We start from the raw sequence: 17,218 nt of genomic DNA on the forward strand, positions 1-17,218 counted from the left end.
TATTTTGTTGTTTTTAGATTTTATTATCATTTTTTTGATACATTTACACATTAAAATACTAAAAAAGGGAAATAATGAAAATTTTTGATATGGTAGTTATTGGTGCTGGTCCTGCAGGTATTGCAGCAGGGGTAGAAGCTAAAATAAAAAATAAAGAAGTTATTGTTTTAGAAAAAGCTGATGCGATTTGTCAAACCTTAGTAAAATTTTATAAAGAAGGTAAAAGAGTAGATAAAGCTTACAAAGGTTGTGATAGCACAAATCATGGACATATAAATTTTGAAGATGGAACAAGAGAAAGTACGATAGAAACTTTCCAAAATGCCATTAAAGAGCATAATCTTGAAATAAAGCTTTCTAGTGAAGTTGAAAGTGTTAAAAAAGATGGAGAAAATTTCATCGTTAGCACTGCAAATGAAAATTATATTTGCAAAAATGCAGTTATTGCCATAGGTAGAATGGGTAAACCAAATAAACCAAGCTATACTTTACCTATAACTCTAACAAAAATCATTAATTTTAATGCAAATTCAGCAAGCCAAGGTGAAAAAATCTTAGTTGTAGGTGGTGGAAATTCAGCAGCAGAATACGCTATAGATTTAGCTAAAAATAATGATGTTACACTTTGTTATAGAAGAGAAACTTTCTCAAGATTAAACGATATTAATCTTGAAGATATTCAAAAAGCTTTTGAACAAGGTAGCATAAAAGCAAAACTTGGCATAGATATAACTAGCATTGAAGACGAAAATGGTAAAGCTAAAGTAAATTTCACTAATAATACAAACGAAATTTATGATCGCATTATTTATGCTATTGGTGGTTCTACCCCACTTGATTTCTTACAAAAATGCTCTATAGAAGTTGATGAAAAAGGCGTGCCAAGCTTTGATGAGAATAAAGAAAGTAATGTGAAAGGATTATTTGTAGCAGGCGATATAGCGAGTAAAAACGGAGCTTCTATTGTAGTGGGCTTAAATGATTCGTTTAAAATCTGCGATCATCTTTATAAATGCTAAAACTCTTTCAACACCCAAAAGGCTATCGCTATAACAACGATAGTCTTTTGCTTTTTGACTTTGTATCTAAATATAATTTAAAAGGAAACATCCTTGATATAGGATGTGGTTGCGGAATTTTAGGACTTTTAGTAAAGCAAAAATTTCCAAATTCAAAAGTTTTTCTACTAGATATTCAAGAGCAAAATATCAAACTAAGTTATAAAAATGCCAAAGAAAATGAACTTGAAATTCAAGGTATTTGTGAAGATTTTTTAAACTATAAAAGCACTATAAAATTTGATTTTTTAATCTCTAACCCTCCATTTTATAAAAAAAATACACAAAAAAGCCAAGATTTGCATTTATGTATATCAAGATATCAAGAATTTATGCCACTTGATAAAATGTTTGCTAAAATAAATACTTTAATCAAGCCAAATGGTAGTTTTTTTATGTGTTATGAGGCAAGTTTTTTAGATGAAATTTGTGCTTATTTAAAACAATTTAAACTAAAACTAGTTTCACTTCAATGCATTCATACCAATACACAAACTAACGCAAGACTTGTTTTAATGCATATTAAAAAAAATAGCAAAAGTCCTTGTGCGATAATACCTACGCTTTTTATGTATGAAAATGATGTTTTAAATCCAAAAATTAGTGAAATTTATAAAACTACAGGAACCATAAGTTATGATATGTGAAAAAGATTTTGATTATTCTTTTGATGAAAATGCTTGTGAAAAATGTGGCGGTAAATGTTGCACTGGAGAAAGTGGATATATCTATGCTAGCAAAGAAGAATTAGAAGCTATTGCTACTTTTTTAAATTTAAGTTTTGAAACTTTTAAAGAGCAATATCTCATCAAAGTTGGATTTAAATATAGTTTTAAAGAAGCAAAGTATGAAAATGGCTATCGTTGTATTTTTTTTGATACAATGTATAAAAAATGTTTAATTTACAAACACAGACCAAAACAATGTAGGACTTTTCCGTTTTGGGAGTATTTTAAAACACACAAAGAGGAGTTAAAAAAAGAATGTATAGGAGTTTGCTTTCACTAATTATAGTTTTTATTCTAACAAGTCTAGCTTTAGCTAAAAATGAAGATAAAATCTTACAAGCGCTTATTTATGAAGAACATGGACAATTTCAAAAAGCATGTGATATTTATACAAATTTATTTCATGAAAACAATGAAAGTATTTATTTACAAAAGGCTTTACTTTTAGCTTTAAGTGCTAATTTAAAACAAAAAGATGAACTTTTAAAAGCTTCCAAAGACTTTTTGGAACACACAGCCATTGCAAGATTAAATGCTTTATATTTTTTCGAAATAGGAGATTATAAACAAGCTGAAGCTATACTTTATAAACTTATCAAAGAAGAACAAGACTATAGAAATTATGAAATACTAGGTGATATTTTTGCTAAAAAAGCTTTATATACCAAAGCTTTAGAGCAATACAATCTTGCTTACAAACTCTTTGAACATGAAAATTTACTACTTAAAATAGTTGAAATTAATATCAAAAATAAAAATATCAATCAAGCCAAAAATGCCTTAGAAGAATTTGTAAAAAACTCACATTGCACTCTTAAAACATGCACTCTACTTTTAAAAATTTATCAAGAGCAAAAAGATTACAAAGCGAGTATTCAAACCCTTAAAAAATTATACAAACTCAACAATGATATTAAATACATATATGCCATAATAGAATTACTAGTACAAGAAAAAAATTATACTCAGGCTCTAAATTTAACCCAAAAATATAACATAGATCCTGATACCAAAATTTTCTTATACACACAAACAAAAGACTATAAAAAGGCTTATGAAATAGCTTTAAAACATTATGAACTTAGCAAAGATAAAAAATATCTTTCTATGGCAGGTGTTTTAGAATTTGAAATTCATATGGATCCTAAAAGTAAAAAAGTCACGGACCCAAAAATTCTAGCCTCTATCATGAAAAAATTTGAACAAAGCGTAGATGTGCGCAGTGATGCTTTATATCAAAACTACTATGGCTATGCTTTAATTGAATATGATATTGATATAGCCAAAGGTATAGAGCTAGTAGGCTGGGCGCTTGAACAAGAACCACAAAATCTTTACTATCTAGACTCTTTAGCCTGGGGATATTACAAGCTTAAAGACTGTAAAAAAGCTTATGAAATTTTTCAAAAAACACTGCATGATAAAGAATTTTCAAGCTCAGATGAAAGCAAAGAGCATTTAAAGGCCATCGAAAAATGTTTAAAACAATAGATTTAAAAAATCATTTTTCAAAAACACAAAAAATTCTAGAATCTAAAAAAGAAATTTTTCCTTATGATATGCTAGGCAGGAGTCTAGCTTCTAATGCTTTTTATCCTAAAGATATTTATACACTTTTACTTGAAGGAAAACTTTCACATTTTTTATATTCTAAAGATTTAAATTTTAATCATGAAAATTTCGATGCCATCATCTTACCAACAAGCCCTTTGCTTAATCAAGACATACAAAATTTAAGTCTTTTTAGACGCTATCATGAAAAACCTATTGTGCAATTTGATTTTATTTTTGATGAATATCAAATTTTAGAAAGCTTAGTATATGGGGCTGATGCGTTTATTATATTTCCTAAAATGCTAAAAACCATGCAACTAAAAAAACTCTATAATTTTGCAATACATCTTGATTTAGAGGCCATTTTTTATCTTGAAAGCAAAAGCGATCTTAATAATGCTATTTTAGCTGGAGCTAGAATTTTTTTACTAGAAGATGAAAAATTATTGCCTTTAATACCAAAAAATAAAGCTCTTATAAGTAAAAACATCAAAAATCTACATGCTTATGTAAAGGAGAGTTGATGGAGTATTTATACGCACCTTGGAGAGATGTTTATTTTAACAATAAAGATAAAAATTTTTGCCCTTTTTGTCATTGTAAGCATGAGCTTAATGAAGATGAAAAACTTGGGGTGATTTTTAGAACTAAAGAATGTTTTGGCATTATGAATAAATACCCTTATAGTCCAGGTCATTTTATGATTATTCCTTATGAGCATTTAGAAAATATAGAAGATTTAAGTGATAAAACATGGTTAGAAATTAGCCATTTTGTACGAATTGGAGTAAAAATTTTAAAAGAAAATTTTCATGCTAGTGGTGTTAATATAGGTATGAATTTAGGTAGTGCAGCAGGAGCTGGCATAGCGCCACATTGTCATTATCATTTAATTCCAAGATGGCAAGGAGATACAAATTTTATCACCACCATAGGGCAAACTAGGGTTTGTGGGAGTGATTTAGAAAAAGTTTATACCACTTTATGTAAAGCTTTTAAAGATTATGTATAAAGAAATCGATTTTGAAAATTTTTTAAAATTTAAATTTGATCTTTTAATTGACGCAAGAAGTCCCAAAGAATACAACTATGCCCATATAAAATCTGCACAAAACTACTATGCATTAAATGATAGCGAATTTGAAGAAATAGGCACGCTTTATAAGAAAAACAAAGGACTAGCTAAAGCAAAGGGTGCAAGTTATATTTGCAAAAATATGAGTGAACATATTAACATGCTTTATCAAAATTATAAAATAGGCTCTTTGGTAGGAATTTATTGTGCAAGGGGTGGCAAAAGATCAAAAGCTATTGCTTTAATTTTAGCTGAGCTTGGCTATAGGGTTGTAAGATTAAAAGGTGGGTATAAGGCTTATAGGAGCTATGTGAGTGAGTTTTTTCAAAAAGAACTAAATATTGAGTTTTTATGTCTTTGTGGTAATACAGCAAGTGGCAAAACTGATTTAATCCAAACTCTAGACAATACTTTAAATTTAGAAAAACTAGCCAACCATCAAGGATCAAGCTTTGGTAAAATTTATGGAGAACAACCAAGCCAAAAAGCCTTTGAAGATGAGCTATTTTATTTTTTAAAAGATTATACTCATAAAATTTGTTTTATAGAAGCTGAAAGCAGACAAATTGGAAATTTAACCATTCCTTTAAACTTATATAATAGTATGCAAAAAGCTAAGAAAATTTGGTGTGAGTGCGATATGAATTTACGCATTCAAAGAGTATTAAAAAACTATACTCCAATGGATAAAAAAGTATTTTATCAATGTGTTGAAAAAATCTCACCTTATATTAGCAAAGATTTTAAGCTAAAACTTTGCCAAAACTATGAAGAAAACAATTTGGAGCTTTGTGTAAAAATGCTCTTTGAATATTATGATAAAGTATATAAAAAACCTACGAAAATTGATTATTTTATCAATAGTTCTAATTTAGATGAAGCTAAAAAATATCTTATGAGTTTAAACTCATAAGATTGTATTTACAAAGATAATAAAAATAACACTTGAAAGAATTCCCGCAACAGGTAAAGTAATCACCCAAGCTAGACCAATAGGCTTCATCATAGCCCATTTAGCATCTTTATTAAACACCCCTATACCTAAAATTGCACCGATTAAAATATGAGTTGAGCTTACTGGGATTCCAAGCTGAGTGGCTAAAAGTATAACAATACTTGCACCAAGTTCAGCACTAAAACCTGTTGTTGGCTTAATTTCAGCTAGTTTTGAACCCACAGTTTGAATAACTTCTTTACCTAAAAACCAAAGCCCAATAACTAAAGCTATGCCAAACATAAGCATCACAGCAAAAGGCACTGGAGAGCTGGGGTTAATGGTATTATTTTTAAGCACATCTAAAATTGCAGCAAATGGCCCAAGGGCATTAGCTATATCATTAGCTCCATGTGAAAAAGCAAAACTTGAAGCAGTAAAAATTTGAAACCATGAAAAAATCTTTTCTATAGTTTTATTAACCTGAGTTTTTTTCATCAATCTCACAACCGCCAAAGTAACAATATAAGCAAAAATAGAAATAATCGAAACTATCCATAAATTTTGCATTATATCTAGAGTTGAAACCTTATTTAAGCCTTTAAATAAAAACATAGAAGCAATCGTCAATGCTCCTATACCAGCTATCAAAGGAACATGAAATTTCATTTTTGAAAAAACATCTATATTTTTTTCTTTTTCTTTTAATTCTTTAATTTTAAGTTTATATTCACTTCTTTTTTCATCATCATCTAAAACAATAGCACTAAGCTCTTTAATTTGCTCTTCTTGACTTTTATTTTTTAAATTTGCAAAATATTCTTCTTTAAAAGCCTTTTTTTCTTTTTTGATTTCTTTTACCACAAGAGTTATTTCTTCTGATGGCTTTAAAATTTTCTTATAAATATAAGCATAAATTAAATACGCTACAAGCCCACCAAGCAAAGGTGAAACAACCCAACTCATAGCTATTTTATAAATACCATTCCAATTTACCATAGAAAGTGCTTGATCTTGATCAAAAAATACAAACCCCATAGCAATACTTGAACCTACAATACCCCCTATGATACTATGAGTAGTAGAAACTGGAAGTCCTTTTTTTGTTGCTACAAAAAGCCAAATTCCTGAACTTAGTAAAGCCGAAAGCATTACACATACAAACACCATAGGATTAACTCCATCAGGCAAAACTACTATACCACTTCTTATGGTGTTTGTTACTTCTCCACCTGCAAACACAGCACCGCTTAGTTCAAATACTGCCGCTATAATCAAGGCTTGCTTTATAGTAACCGTTTTGGCACCCACACTAGTGCCAAATGAATTTGCAACATCATTGCCACCAACATTAAAGGCCATAAAAATACCAAATACACTAGCAAGGATAAACAATATCATGGAATTATTAGGAATATAATTATACCCCCAAACAAAAAAACATAAAACACTCACAATAAAAATAAAAAATGCAATAGCATTATCTTTACTCAAGCATTCTCCTTAAAAATTTATTTTAATGAATTAATTTTAGTAACTTTTACTTAGTTTTTTCTTTGATTTTTAAAAATTGTAAAGCAGATTTCACCGCCTGAATATAACTTTGCAAATTAATTTTTTCATTCTTATAAGCCCTATCATAAGCTGTCCCATGATCAACGCTAGTGCGAATTATGGGTAAATTTAAACTCACATTAATGCTTTTGTCAAAATACAAAGCTTTCAAAGGTGCTAAAGCTAAATCATGATACATACTGACTAAGTACTTGCATTTACTTAGTGCAAAAGGAGTAAAAGCACTATCAGCAACCAAAGGCTCACTTAAAAAAATATTTTCCTTGCGAGAAAGTTCTTTTTCTTTTTGACTCAAAAAGTCTTCATTTTCTAAATTTTGCAAATTTAATACACAATCTTTTAAAAATACATTTGCCATTCTTATAGCTTTTTTTATTTCTTTCTCTTCTTCTCCACCTATTACACCATTATCACTTGCATGAGGATTAAAACTTAAAACTCCAATTTTTTCAAATAAAGTGCATTGATAAAAATTAATCAAAAATTTAGCTAATTTTAAAGCCTTAATTTGCTTATAAACCTCTCGTAAAGCTATATGCTCAGTATATAAAGCCACAAAAAGCTCATCACACCCTAGCATCATAATAGCGTCTTGTTTAAAAAAATCTCTTAATGCTTCTGTGTGACCTTTATAATTTACTCCTGCCATTTGCCAAGTTTTTTTATTAATCGGTAAAGTTACTAAAGCATCTAAAAATAAATTCGAACAATAACTAGCCCCTTCAAAACTTAAAAAAGAATAAGTCCCGCTTTTGGCATCTAAATTTGCAGGATTTAACTCAAAATCAAAATCAATAATTTTAGTAGCTTGATATGAAAAATCATAAATTAAAAAATTTTCTTTTTTCTCTTTAAAGGTAAATTGTGGCTTTGAGGCATAAGAAATTTCAACCAAATTGATTTTAGATTTAGGGGTTATTTTTAAAAGATTATTCGCTTTTTGAAACAATTCATAATGTACAAAATAATAAGGCTCGCAAATTTTTACTAGCTCATCATGACAAGCTAATAAAATTTGCATACCTATGCCATTTAAATCCCCTACGCTAATAGCAATTTTTTTCATCTTTTAATCAAAGCTTTCATTTGCAATATGGCTTTTTCTAAACCTACAAAAACCGATCTTGCTACTATACTTTGACCTATATTTAACTCTTCTATTTCTAAAATATCCACAATATTTTTTACATTTTTATAATTAAGCCCATGTCCAGCAGCTACTTTCAGATTTAAACTCTTAGCCAAACTTGCACTTTGTTTTAATCTTTGGAGTTCATTTTCTAAAAGCTTTTTGAGTTCATTTTTACTTAAAATTAGCTCAGGCAATGCATAAGAAGTTTGATTGATATTAGTATACAAAGCATTATAGATATTAGCATACAAACCTGTGTGAAGCTCTATAAAATCAGCATTCAAAGAAGATGATTTTTTAATATCTTCTAAATTTGGATCAATAAATAAAGAAACTTCAATTTGCTCTTGTTTTAAAGCATTAATAGCTTTTTGTAATTTTTCATTATGAAGATTTAAACCACCTTCAGTTGTAAGCTCTTGTCTTTTTTCAGGTACTAAAGTAACGCGTGAAGGCTTATATTTTAAAGCATATTCTATCATATCCACAGAACATTCAAGATTAACCACGCATTTGCAATATTTTAAGATATTTTCCAAATCAAACTCATTAGTATGGCGACGATCTTCTCTTACATGAATAGTAATTTGATCAGCTAAATTTGCACTCAAAATAGCAGCTTCAAGTAAATCAGGATCATTTACTTTTCTAGCTTCTCTTAAAACTGCTATATGATCGATATTAACCCCTAAAAGCATAAGTTTTCCTTATAAGTTTTTTGCTATTATACTTTAAATTTTTTAAGGAGAGCTAGTGCTAGGTATTGATATGGGTTCAAATACATTAAGAGCTGTTTTAATGGATGAGAAATTTAATAAACTAAAAAGTGAAGAATTTATCATAGCAGCAGCTAAAAATATGCAAAATGATACCATTAGCAATGAAGCCATAGAAAGGATTTTTAACGCTTTAAAAATCTTAAAAGAAAAAAACTATGACTTAAGTCAAGCTAAAGCAGTCGCCACAGCTGCTTTTAGAAAAGCAAAAAATACTGAATTTATTTTTGAAAAAATTCAAAAAGAATTTAAACTCAATGTAAAATTAATCGATGCAAAAACAGAAGCAAAGTTAAGCATTTTAGGTATGCAAGAGCGTCTTAAAATGCTTAAGCTTTTTAGAAAAGATTTAAGTTATTGTGATTTAGGTGGTGCTTCTTGTGAAATTTCAAATCATAACTTTAGTAAAAGTTATGATTTTGGAATTATTAGTTTTTATGAAAGAATGAATTTTAAAGCCATAAAACCAAGTGTTTATATAAATTTTTTTAAAAAATATCCCCAAAATCTCACTCGCATTAAAGATGAAAAATTAAAAATTCATCTAAGCCCCTACCCTGCACATTTAAAACAACTCGCCTTAAAAGCTTTTAATCTTAGTAAAGATATAAAATTAAAAGGAAATTTTTTCATATTAAATTCAGGAGTACCTACCACACTTTGTGCTTATAAACAAAACATAAAATACAAAGATTATCTAGAAGAAAGTGTAAATGGTAAAATACTCAAACGCAAAGATTTTTTTGATTTTGCATTAAAAATTTGGAATTTAGAACAAGAAAAAGCTAAAATTTATCTTGGAGAAAATAGAAAAAAATACCTCATAGCAGGCTCAATGATACTTTTTGCTTTATTTAATAAGCAAAAACTCATTGTAATTGATGATGGCGTTAGGGAAGGTGTGTGTATAGCACATTTTAAAAATATCAAATTTTAAAGGAGAAAAAATGAGTTTAAAAGATCAAATTTTAGAAGACATCAAAGAGGCTATGCGTAATAAAGATGATTTTAAAAGAAACACTTTGAGAACACTAAATGCTAGCTTTAAACAAATAGAAGTTGATGAGAGAATTACGCTTAATGATGAAAGAATATATAAAATCATTGCAAGCGAGATTAAAAAAAGAAACGAAGCAGCACTTGCTTTTAGCAAAGGCTCTAGAGAAGATTTAGCACAAAAAGAACTCCAAGAAGTAGCTATTTTAAGTACTTATCTACCAAAACAACTTAGCGACGAGGAATTAGAAAGTGAGTTAAAAAAACTCATAGAAAAATTACAAATTAGCTCTTTAAAAGAACAAGGTATTTTGATGAAAGAAGCTAAAGCGATTTTTGGCGTGAGTGTTGATGGTAAAAGATTAAATGAAATGGTAAGAAAGCTTTTAGCATGAAAAAAATTCTAACACTTTGTGCTTTAGCTTTAAGTTCTTTTGCCTATACTCAATATGAACTACACCCTAGCTTTAAAGAGTATTTTAAAGATTGCTCTTTATTGATGGATAAATATTATTATATTAATTGTTATGATTATAATTATAAAGGAACTAAGGCTATTGCTTATAAATTAGAAGCTAAAATTTTAAACCAAGGACACATTAAAAAACGCCCAAAATTTTCAGAAGATACTAACATACCTAAAAAGTATAGAACTTATTGGGAAGATTATCTAAGAAGTGGCTATACAAGAGGACATGTCGTGCCAAATCAATCCATGAATGCAACCACACAAGCCCAACTTAGCACTTTTTTAATGAGCAATATCACTCCGCAAAAAAAAGATATCAATGCTGAAATTTGGAATGAAATCGAGCAAAGAGAAAGATATTTAGCAAAGAAAAATAAAGAACTAGAAGTCTTAAATTTAGTGCTTTATGATGATAAACCAAAACGCATTAAAAACAACATTGCTATACCTAATTTTTATGTAAAAATACTCAAAACTAAAAATTTTAGCGAATGTTATAAAGTGCCAAATAATGATAATTTTGCAAGATTTGATAGAAATTATTTCAAAGAAGATTGTAGAAAATATATCAAATACTAGCACTACCCACTTAAGCACTTCTTTATAAATATAATATTAACATACATAAATTTTTATTAAAGGATTTATTATGTCAATATTTACTCCACGGGGGGGGGGAATCGAATAATTTTGATTTAACTCCTTCTTATAAAAAACTTTCAAAACAAATTCTTCTTTCAAATATAGTTGCATATTTGCTCTTTTCATCTTCTTTTGCTTTACCTAGTGGAGGTAAATTTACTCATGAGACTAGTGGAACTATATCTAAACCAAACAATAATACTTTAAATATTAGTGGCAATAAACAAAACTCTATCATACAATGGGGTGGTGGTTTTAGTATAGGTAAGGGCGAAAGTGTAAACTTTGGAAATAGTAATTTCAAAGGACAACAAAACTACCTAAACATTGCTCATGGAACAAGTAAATCTACTATAGATGGTATATTAAACGCAAGTGGTAATAATGTCTTTTTAATCAACCCTAATGGAGTAATCATTACTAAAAATGGAACTATCAATGCTAATCGCTTTGTGGCTTCTACTTCATCTATGAGTGATAATGATATGAAAGCATTTGCTGATTTAAAAAGCTTTGATGATGGTTTAAGCTTTTCTCCTGTATTTAAACCATCTAAGGGTGGTAATGTAGTGAATATGGGTGGTGAAATTAATGCTGCTAGTGTTGTTTTACAAGGTAATATAGTAGTGTCTAATGCATATGCTGACTATGATAAAAATTTAGGAGAACACTCAAAACAAATTTCAGCTAATGAAATAACCTTACAAGGCAATGAAGTTTATGTTGATGTAAGTTCTATTAATGGTAATAAACTTGGCAAATTAAATATCAAGGGAAGCAATGGTAATAATTTTAAAGGTTCTATGTATTTAAATGCTAGTGGGTATTATTATAATCCTAATTCTTTTAAAGTGTTTGATAAATATACAAATACAAATAGCAACTTTAACGTATATAAATATGTAGGTATAGGCTCTGATGTAGATTGGTGGCACTTTGCTAAAGGGTGGAATGAGAGAACATGGGATTTTATGCTTAATGCTAGTGAGTATAGATTAACTAATGATATAGATTTTAAAGGTAATCAAGGTAAAGGAGTAGAAGGTAAGGACTGGCAAAACTATGCTAATTATTGTATAGATGGGCTTGGTTGTACTAATATGATACCTAGTATAAGTGGTGTTATTTTTGAAGATTTTGATGGTCAAGGGTATACACTTAGCAATATTAATATGGAAATTTTTTTAGACGAAAATTATAGAAATATTGGTGTATTCGGAGGTTTTGAAGCTAGTAGTACTATAAAAAATATTAATGTTGATTATGAAGGTGGTGGGATTAAAATATATTTTAATGCTGAAGATGTGGGTATGATTAATATTGGTGGATTAGCAGGAATGATTGCAAATGCTAAAATATTACATTAAGTAATATAGAAACAATACAAATATATAATATAATGGAAGGTTCATATAGTCCAAATATAATCGTAGGTGGATTTGGTGGGTTTTTAGGAGGTAATAAAATTGAAAATATTGCCTTAAATAATATTAATATAAATATATCAGAGCAAAAAAATAATGGTTATATTGCTGGATTTATAGGACTTATAGAAACTGATAATTTGTCTGCTTCGAATATAATTTTAAATAATGTAAGTAGTATTAACGGTCATGAATTTATAGGTTCTTTTTATGCTACGGATTCAAAATTAGAAAATATTTATCTATACTTTAAACCAGGTGCTTATGATGGTAGTTTGGATTTGGATATACCAACAACTATTCTTTCCAACATCCACATCTACCACCACAAAAACGATTTAACCAATGCAACTGCTGATCAATCTTTTTGGGGTAATACTAATGATAAAATAAACATTCACACCTACATAGATGAAACTCAAGGTTATACAAACTTTGAACAAGGTGTTTTACAAGCCTTAGCTAGTGAAGGATTGCATAAAGATAAAAACGGAAATTTAATCTTTACAACAGACTTTGAAATAGAAAAACCAACTCAATCTCTACCTAATATAACTCATCCTGACATTATGGAGTCTCAAAAACCTTTAATCCCCAACATAGAAACTATCAAAAACGAACAAGCCACTTTGGATAAAGATGATATTATAAGCAAAGAAGATTTAGAAAACCAAATCATAGCTGATTTAAAAGATAAATTCTATGTAGTAGATATAAATACCCTAAATGAGTTATTAGTAGCTTATAGCAAGATTGATAAAAACAATCCTACATCTAAAGCAGAATTTTTAGCTGATTATCTTTTAAGTAAAGATAAATATCCAGAGGATGAAAGACTTGATATAGCTCATTCTATGATTCAAAGCTTAGACTTTTTATTAGCTTATCAAAAGAATGGTCTAAAAGAAGCTAGTAATGATAAATTTGCAAACAAAGAAGCTATAAACATTAAAGATAAAGTCATAGCTGACGTTTCTGAAGTTTATACTCAAGCTAATGCTAATAAAGACAAAGTAAATAACTTTATCCAAATTACTTTAAAAGACAAGGTAAATTCAATCAACAAAGCTAATGAGAATTTCAATAAGCAAGATTATTATAATCAACTTAATGAATTAGCCTTAGCTTATAATAAATATGTAGAATTAATCAATAAAGGTTTAGCAAATAAAAACGATCAAGCTTTTAAAGATATTAGCAATGAATTATTTGCTTTAATAGCTCAAGCACAAGGTGAAACTAAAACTATAGAAGAATTAATTAAAGGCTTTAATAATCTACAAGCACAAGCAAAGGATAAATCTAACGGACATTTTATTGTTGAAGGAGAATTATCAGCTATTAAAATACCTTATCCTATTTTAGCTTCTATTAAAGATAATAACAATGGTAGTGGTGAAATAGATATACCAGATAAACCTATTGATCCAGTTGAGCCACCAATAGATAATAAACCAGATTTTTCTTTAAGCTTTGAACAAAGTTCTACTTTTAACTCTATAGGTAATGAAGCCATAGATGATGAGGAAGAACAAGAAGAAATAGAAGAAGCTTCTATGAATCAAAAAGGTAAAACCTGCATAGTAAGTGATAATTATAAAACTATGAATCCTTGTGTGGTTGAAAGTTTTTAAGTGCACTAGAATGTGCACTTAAATTTTACTCAACTTCAGCATCAATTACATCATCATCTTTTTTCTTTTGAGTGTTTGGTTCTTCTTTTTTATACATATTTTCTGCTAATTTATGGGAAACTTCGCTTAAAGCTTTCATTTTGCTTTCAATTTCTTCTTTAGAAGCATTAGTATTTTTCAATGTCTCTTTTAGTTCATCTAAAGCTTTTTGGATATTTGCTTTATCCTCATCGCTTACCTTATCCCCAAGCTCACTTAAAGATTTTTCTACTTGATGTACTAAGCTATCAGCAGCGTTTCTAGCTTCTACTGCTTCTTTGCGTTTTCTATCTTCTTCTTTATGAAGTTCTGCATCTTTTACCATATTGTTGATTTCTTCTTCACTTAAACCACTTGAACCTGTGATTTTAATCTCTTGAGCTTTACCTGTAGCTTTATCTTTTGCACTAACTGTTAAAATACCATTTGCGTCTATATCAAAAGTTACTTCAATTTGTGGCATACCACGAGGTGCCGGTGGAATTCCTTCAAGATTAAAATTTCCTAAAGATTTATTATCACGGCTAAATTCTCTCTCGCCTTGTAAAACATTAATAGTAACTGCACTTTGATTATCCTCAGCTGTTGAGAAAACTTGTTCTTTTTTAGTTGGTATAGTTGTGCCTTTTTCGATGATTTTAGTCATAACCCCACCTAAGGTTTCAATACCCAAAGAAAGTGGAGTTACATCAAGCAACAATACATCTTTTACATCACCTTTAATAACCGCACCTTGAATTGCTGCACCAATTGCAACAACTTCATCTGGATTTACTGATTTATTTAATTCTTTTCCAAAAGCTTTTTTAACTTCCTCTTGAACTAAAGGAACACGAGTAGAACCACCTACCATAACAATTTCTTTTACTTCGCTTTTGTCAAGTCCTGCATCTTTTACAACTTCATTAATCTTACTAATAGTTTCAGCAACCAAACCATCAATCATACTTTCAAATTTAGCTCTTGTTAGAGTTTTGGTTAAGTGTTTTGGACCACTTGCATCAGCTGTAATAAATGGTAAATTGATATTAGTTTCATTCGCTGAGCTTAATTCCTTTTTAGCATTTTCAGCTGCTTCTTTTAATCTCTGTAAAGCCATTACATCATTTTTAAGATCAATACCTGTTTCATCTTTAAACTCATTAGCCAAAAAGTCGATTAATTTATTATCAAAATCATCTCCACCTAAGAATGCATTACCACCTGTTGCTAAAACTTCTACTACATTATCACCTGTTTCAAGCACGGTAACATCAAATGTGCCACCGCCTAAATCATAAACTACGATTTTTTCACTTTCTTTTTTATCAAGTCCATAAGCCAAAGCTGCTGCTGTTGGCTCGTTGATAATTCTTAATACATTAAGCCCTGCAATTTGTCCTGCTTCTTTTGTAGCTTTTCTTTGAGCATCATTAAAATACGCAGGAACAGTAATAACCGCATCTTCTACTTTTTCACCCAAGAAAGCTTCCGCATCTTCTTTTAATTTCATTAAAACTTTTGCTGAAATTTCTTGTGGAGTGTAAATTTTACCTGCTATTTCAATCGCACAAGCACCATTTCTTTCTGTGATATGATAAGGCAAGCGATTTTTAGCTTCTTTTGCCGCTTCTTCATTAATCATTAAACCCATAATTCTTTTTATAGAATAAATAGTTTTTTCAGGATTAGTCACAGCCTGACGCTTAGCACTATCTCCAACTAAAACCTCACCCTTATCTGTAAAAGCAACTACTGAAGGAGTAGTGTTTTTACCTTCTTTATTTGGGATAACTTTACTCTCACCTCTTTCATATACACTTACACAAGAGTTTGTTGTACCTAAATCTATACCTATAACTTTTGCCATTTTTTATCCTTTTTATTAAATTTTTATTTTGCAACACTAACTTTTGCTGATCTAATTACCCTATCATTCATCATATAACCCTTTTGTAAAAGTTGAACAATATGACCGCTTTCATGATTAGCACTTTCAACATGAAACATTGCTTCATGTAAATTTGGATCAAACTCACCATTTGCTTCTATTACTTTAACCATATGTTTTTCAAGTTTTTTCAAAAGCAAGTCTAAAGTGTTTTGAACCCCCTCTTTTATTTTTAAACTTAATTCATCATTAGCTTCTACATTAATAGCCGCTTCTAATGCATCAACTACATCAAGCAAATCTTTAGCAAAACTTTCATTTGCATAAATGGTTGCTGAAATTTTTTCTTTTTCCATTCTTTTTTTGATATTTTCAAATTCAGCATTTGCTCTTAAATAAGTATCTTTTAACTCATTATAATCTGCTTGAAGTTTTTCTAATTCATTGTTTTGATTATCTGAATTATCTACTGCCTCTTCTAACATTTCTTCATTTTGCTTTTCTTCGCTCACGCAGCCTCCTTTATAATATTTAACATTGTTTTAAAATCAGAATACACACTTCCAGCAAATATCGCATTAGATTCTTTACCCAAAAATGTACTCTTAAGCTTTAACCCCATAAAACCCTCTTCAAATAAAGGTTGAAATTGTAATTTATCATTAAAATAAAATCCAATTTGAGGAGATAAAAGCTTAGCAAATTCATCGTTTTGATAAATTTGATAAGCCTTACTCTCATTATATCTATAATAAATCATAGCTTGTTTTAACATAGCTATTTTTCCTAACAATTCTTTAAACTCAACTCTAAAAGCTAAGTTTTCAATACTCTTTAAATCAAGCCCTATCAGCCTTTGCAAGAAAATCAAACTATCTTGATTAAATTTCAATACAATTTCATTTTGCACAAAATCAAGCACAATAAACTTATCATTTACTATATCAACACCTTGCAAAACAAGCTCGTCGCCACCATAAATCAAAGTATAAATTTCAAATTTATCTAACAAAAACTCTAGCAAAGCAAGATCGTTAATCACGATTTCATTCTCATAAAGCTGCTCATACCAATAAGCTTTCATAGCAGAAAAAGTTGGTATGCGACCACTGCTAATATGAAGTTGTGTTAAAACACCTTCATCGCTTAGTTTTTTAAAATAAACTCTTATAGTAGAAGCTGGTATACTAACTTTGTGATTTAATTCATTAGAACCTACTGGATTATTACCCTCTAAGTAAGTTTCAATAATGGTTTTTAAAATTAAATCTTTCTTGCTATAAGACTTCACTACAAAACCTTGATTTTTTAT

18 protein-coding genes are annotated in these 17,218 nt (G+C 29.2%); 12 read left to right on the top strand and 6 right to left on the bottom strand.

The window, feature by feature from the left end:
* The first annotated feature begins 74 nt into the window (after nucleotides 1-74).
* Genes CORN_RS05000 through mnmH form a run of 7 tightly spaced genes read left to right on the top strand, consistent with a single transcriptional unit; the run spans nucleotide 75 to nucleotide 5,328 of the window.
* A complete protein-coding gene (locus CORN_RS05000) occupies nucleotides 75-1,019 on the top strand; it encodes an NAD(P)-binding domain-containing protein (protein ID WP_066006490.1) in 945 nt (314 codons plus the stop codon).
* Nucleotides 1,013-1,705, top strand: a complete 693-nt coding sequence (locus tag CORN_RS05005) for a tRNA1(Val) (adenine(37)-N6)-methyltransferase (protein WP_066006488.1) — start codon at nucleotides 1,013-1,015, stop codon at nucleotides 1,703-1,705. The genes CORN_RS05000 and CORN_RS05005 overlap by 7 nt, the downstream gene beginning before the upstream one ends.
* A complete protein-coding gene (locus CORN_RS05010) occupies nucleotides 1,695-2,066 on the top strand; it encodes a YkgJ family cysteine cluster protein (protein WP_066006486.1) in 372 nt (123 codons plus the stop codon). Before CORN_RS05005 ends, CORN_RS05010 begins: the two co-directional genes overlap by 11 nt.
* Nucleotides 2,042-3,277 carry a tetratricopeptide repeat protein gene (locus tag CORN_RS05015; protein WP_066006481.1) on the top strand — a complete coding sequence of 412 codons (1,236 nt, stop codon included), beginning with the start codon at nucleotides 2,042-2,044 and terminating at the stop codon, nucleotides 3,275-3,277. The genes CORN_RS05010 and CORN_RS05015 overlap by 25 nt, the downstream gene beginning before the upstream one ends.
* Nucleotides 3,262-3,864, top strand: coding sequence for a beta/alpha barrel domain-containing protein (locus tag CORN_RS05020; RefSeq protein WP_066006479.1), 603 nt, complete (start codon nucleotides 3,262-3,264; stop codon nucleotides 3,862-3,864). Before CORN_RS05015 ends, CORN_RS05020 begins: the two co-directional genes overlap by 16 nt.
* On the top strand, nucleotides 3,864-4,352 hold the full coding sequence (locus CORN_RS05025; RefSeq protein ID WP_066006478.1) for an HIT family protein: 489 nt from the start codon (nucleotides 3,864-3,866) through the stop codon (nucleotides 4,350-4,352). Before CORN_RS05020 ends, CORN_RS05025 begins: the two co-directional genes overlap by 1 nt.
* Complete coding sequence (gene mnmH / locus CORN_RS05030; protein WP_066006477.1) at nucleotides 4,345-5,328, top strand: tRNA 2-selenouridine(34) synthase MnmH; 984 nt, start codon at nucleotides 4,345-4,347, stop codon at nucleotides 5,326-5,328. Before CORN_RS05025 ends, mnmH begins: the two co-directional genes overlap by 8 nt.
* Here the strand turns inward: mnmH and CORN_RS05035 are convergent.
* Genes CORN_RS05035 through CORN_RS05045 form a run of 3 tightly spaced genes read right to left on the bottom strand, consistent with a single transcriptional unit; the run spans nucleotide 5,323 to nucleotide 8,754 of the window.
* Nucleotides 5,323-6,843, bottom strand: coding sequence for an inorganic phosphate transporter (locus CORN_RS05035; RefSeq protein WP_066006475.1), 1,521 nt, complete (start codon nucleotides 6,841-6,843; stop codon nucleotides 5,323-5,325). The two genes, mnmH and CORN_RS05035, sit on opposite strands and share 6 nt — an antisense overlap.
* 46 nt (nucleotides 6,844-6,889) lie before the next feature.
* A complete protein-coding gene (gene pdxA / locus CORN_RS05040; protein ID WP_066006474.1) occupies nucleotides 6,890-7,990 on the bottom strand; it encodes a 4-hydroxythreonine-4-phosphate dehydrogenase in 1,101 nt (366 codons plus the stop codon).
* Nucleotides 7,987-8,754: a pyridoxine 5'-phosphate synthase gene (locus CORN_RS05045; protein ID WP_066006473.1), complete on the bottom strand. Its 768-nt coding sequence runs from the start codon at nucleotides 8,752-8,754 to the stop codon at nucleotides 7,987-7,989. The genes pdxA and CORN_RS05045 overlap by 4 nt, the downstream gene beginning before the upstream one ends.
* Before the next feature lie 55 nt (nucleotides 8,755-8,809).
* On the opposite strand from CORN_RS05045, the gene CORN_RS05050 reads away from it, so the two are divergent.
* The 5 genes from CORN_RS05050 to CORN_RS05070 all read left to right on the top strand — a co-directional run bounded on the left by CORN_RS05050 (nucleotide 8,810) and on the right by CORN_RS05070 (nucleotide 13,997).
* Nucleotides 8,810-9,769 carry a Ppx/GppA phosphatase family protein gene (locus CORN_RS05050; protein WP_066006471.1) on the top strand — a complete coding sequence of 320 codons (960 nt, stop codon included), beginning with the start codon at nucleotides 8,810-8,812 and terminating at the stop codon, nucleotides 9,767-9,769.
* Nucleotides 9,770-9,779: 10 nt separating this feature from the next.
* Entirely contained in the window at nucleotides 9,780-10,223 is a 444-nt protein-coding gene (locus tag CORN_RS05055; protein WP_066006468.1) for a GatB/YqeY domain-containing protein, read from the top strand.
* Complete coding sequence (locus CORN_RS05060) at nucleotides 10,220-10,876, top strand: DNA/RNA non-specific endonuclease (RefSeq protein WP_066006467.1); 657 nt, start codon at nucleotides 10,220-10,222, stop codon at nucleotides 10,874-10,876. Before CORN_RS05055 ends, CORN_RS05060 begins: the two co-directional genes overlap by 4 nt.
* A 176-nt stretch (nucleotides 10,877-11,052) precedes the next feature.
* A complete protein-coding gene (locus CORN_RS05065) occupies nucleotides 11,053-12,306 on the top strand; it encodes a two-partner secretion domain-containing protein (RefSeq protein WP_066006466.1) in 1,254 nt (417 codons plus the stop codon).
* A 32-nt stretch (nucleotides 12,307-12,338) separates the two neighbouring features.
* Nucleotides 12,339-13,997, top strand: coding sequence for a hypothetical protein (locus CORN_RS05070; RefSeq protein WP_172663983.1), 1,659 nt, complete (start codon nucleotides 12,339-12,341; stop codon nucleotides 13,995-13,997).
* Between the two features lie 25 nt (nucleotides 13,998-14,022).
* Here CORN_RS05070 and dnaK read toward each other — a convergent pair whose 3' ends face one another.
* Genes dnaK through CORN_RS05085 form a run of 3 tightly spaced genes read right to left on the bottom strand, consistent with a single transcriptional unit; the run spans nucleotide 14,023 to nucleotide 17,197 of the window.
* Nucleotides 14,023-15,885, bottom strand: coding sequence for a molecular chaperone DnaK (gene dnaK, locus CORN_RS05075; RefSeq protein WP_066008730.1), 1,863 nt, complete (start codon nucleotides 15,883-15,885; stop codon nucleotides 14,023-14,025).
* 23 nt (nucleotides 15,886-15,908) lie between these two features.
* Entirely contained in the window at nucleotides 15,909-16,418 is a 510-nt protein-coding gene (gene grpE / locus CORN_RS05080; protein ID WP_094750340.1) for a nucleotide exchange factor GrpE, read from the bottom strand.
* Entirely contained in the window at nucleotides 16,415-17,197 is a 783-nt protein-coding gene (locus CORN_RS05085) for an HrcA family transcriptional regulator (RefSeq protein WP_066008729.1), read from the bottom strand. Before CORN_RS05085 ends, grpE begins: the two co-directional genes overlap by 4 nt.
* Nucleotides 17,198-17,218: the final 21 nt, after the last annotated feature.

Origin of the sequence: Campylobacter ornithocola (assembly GCF_013201605.1) — a bacterium.
Taxonomy (GTDB): domain Bacteria; phylum Campylobacterota; class Campylobacteria; order Campylobacterales; family Campylobacteraceae; genus Campylobacter_D; species Campylobacter_D ornithocola.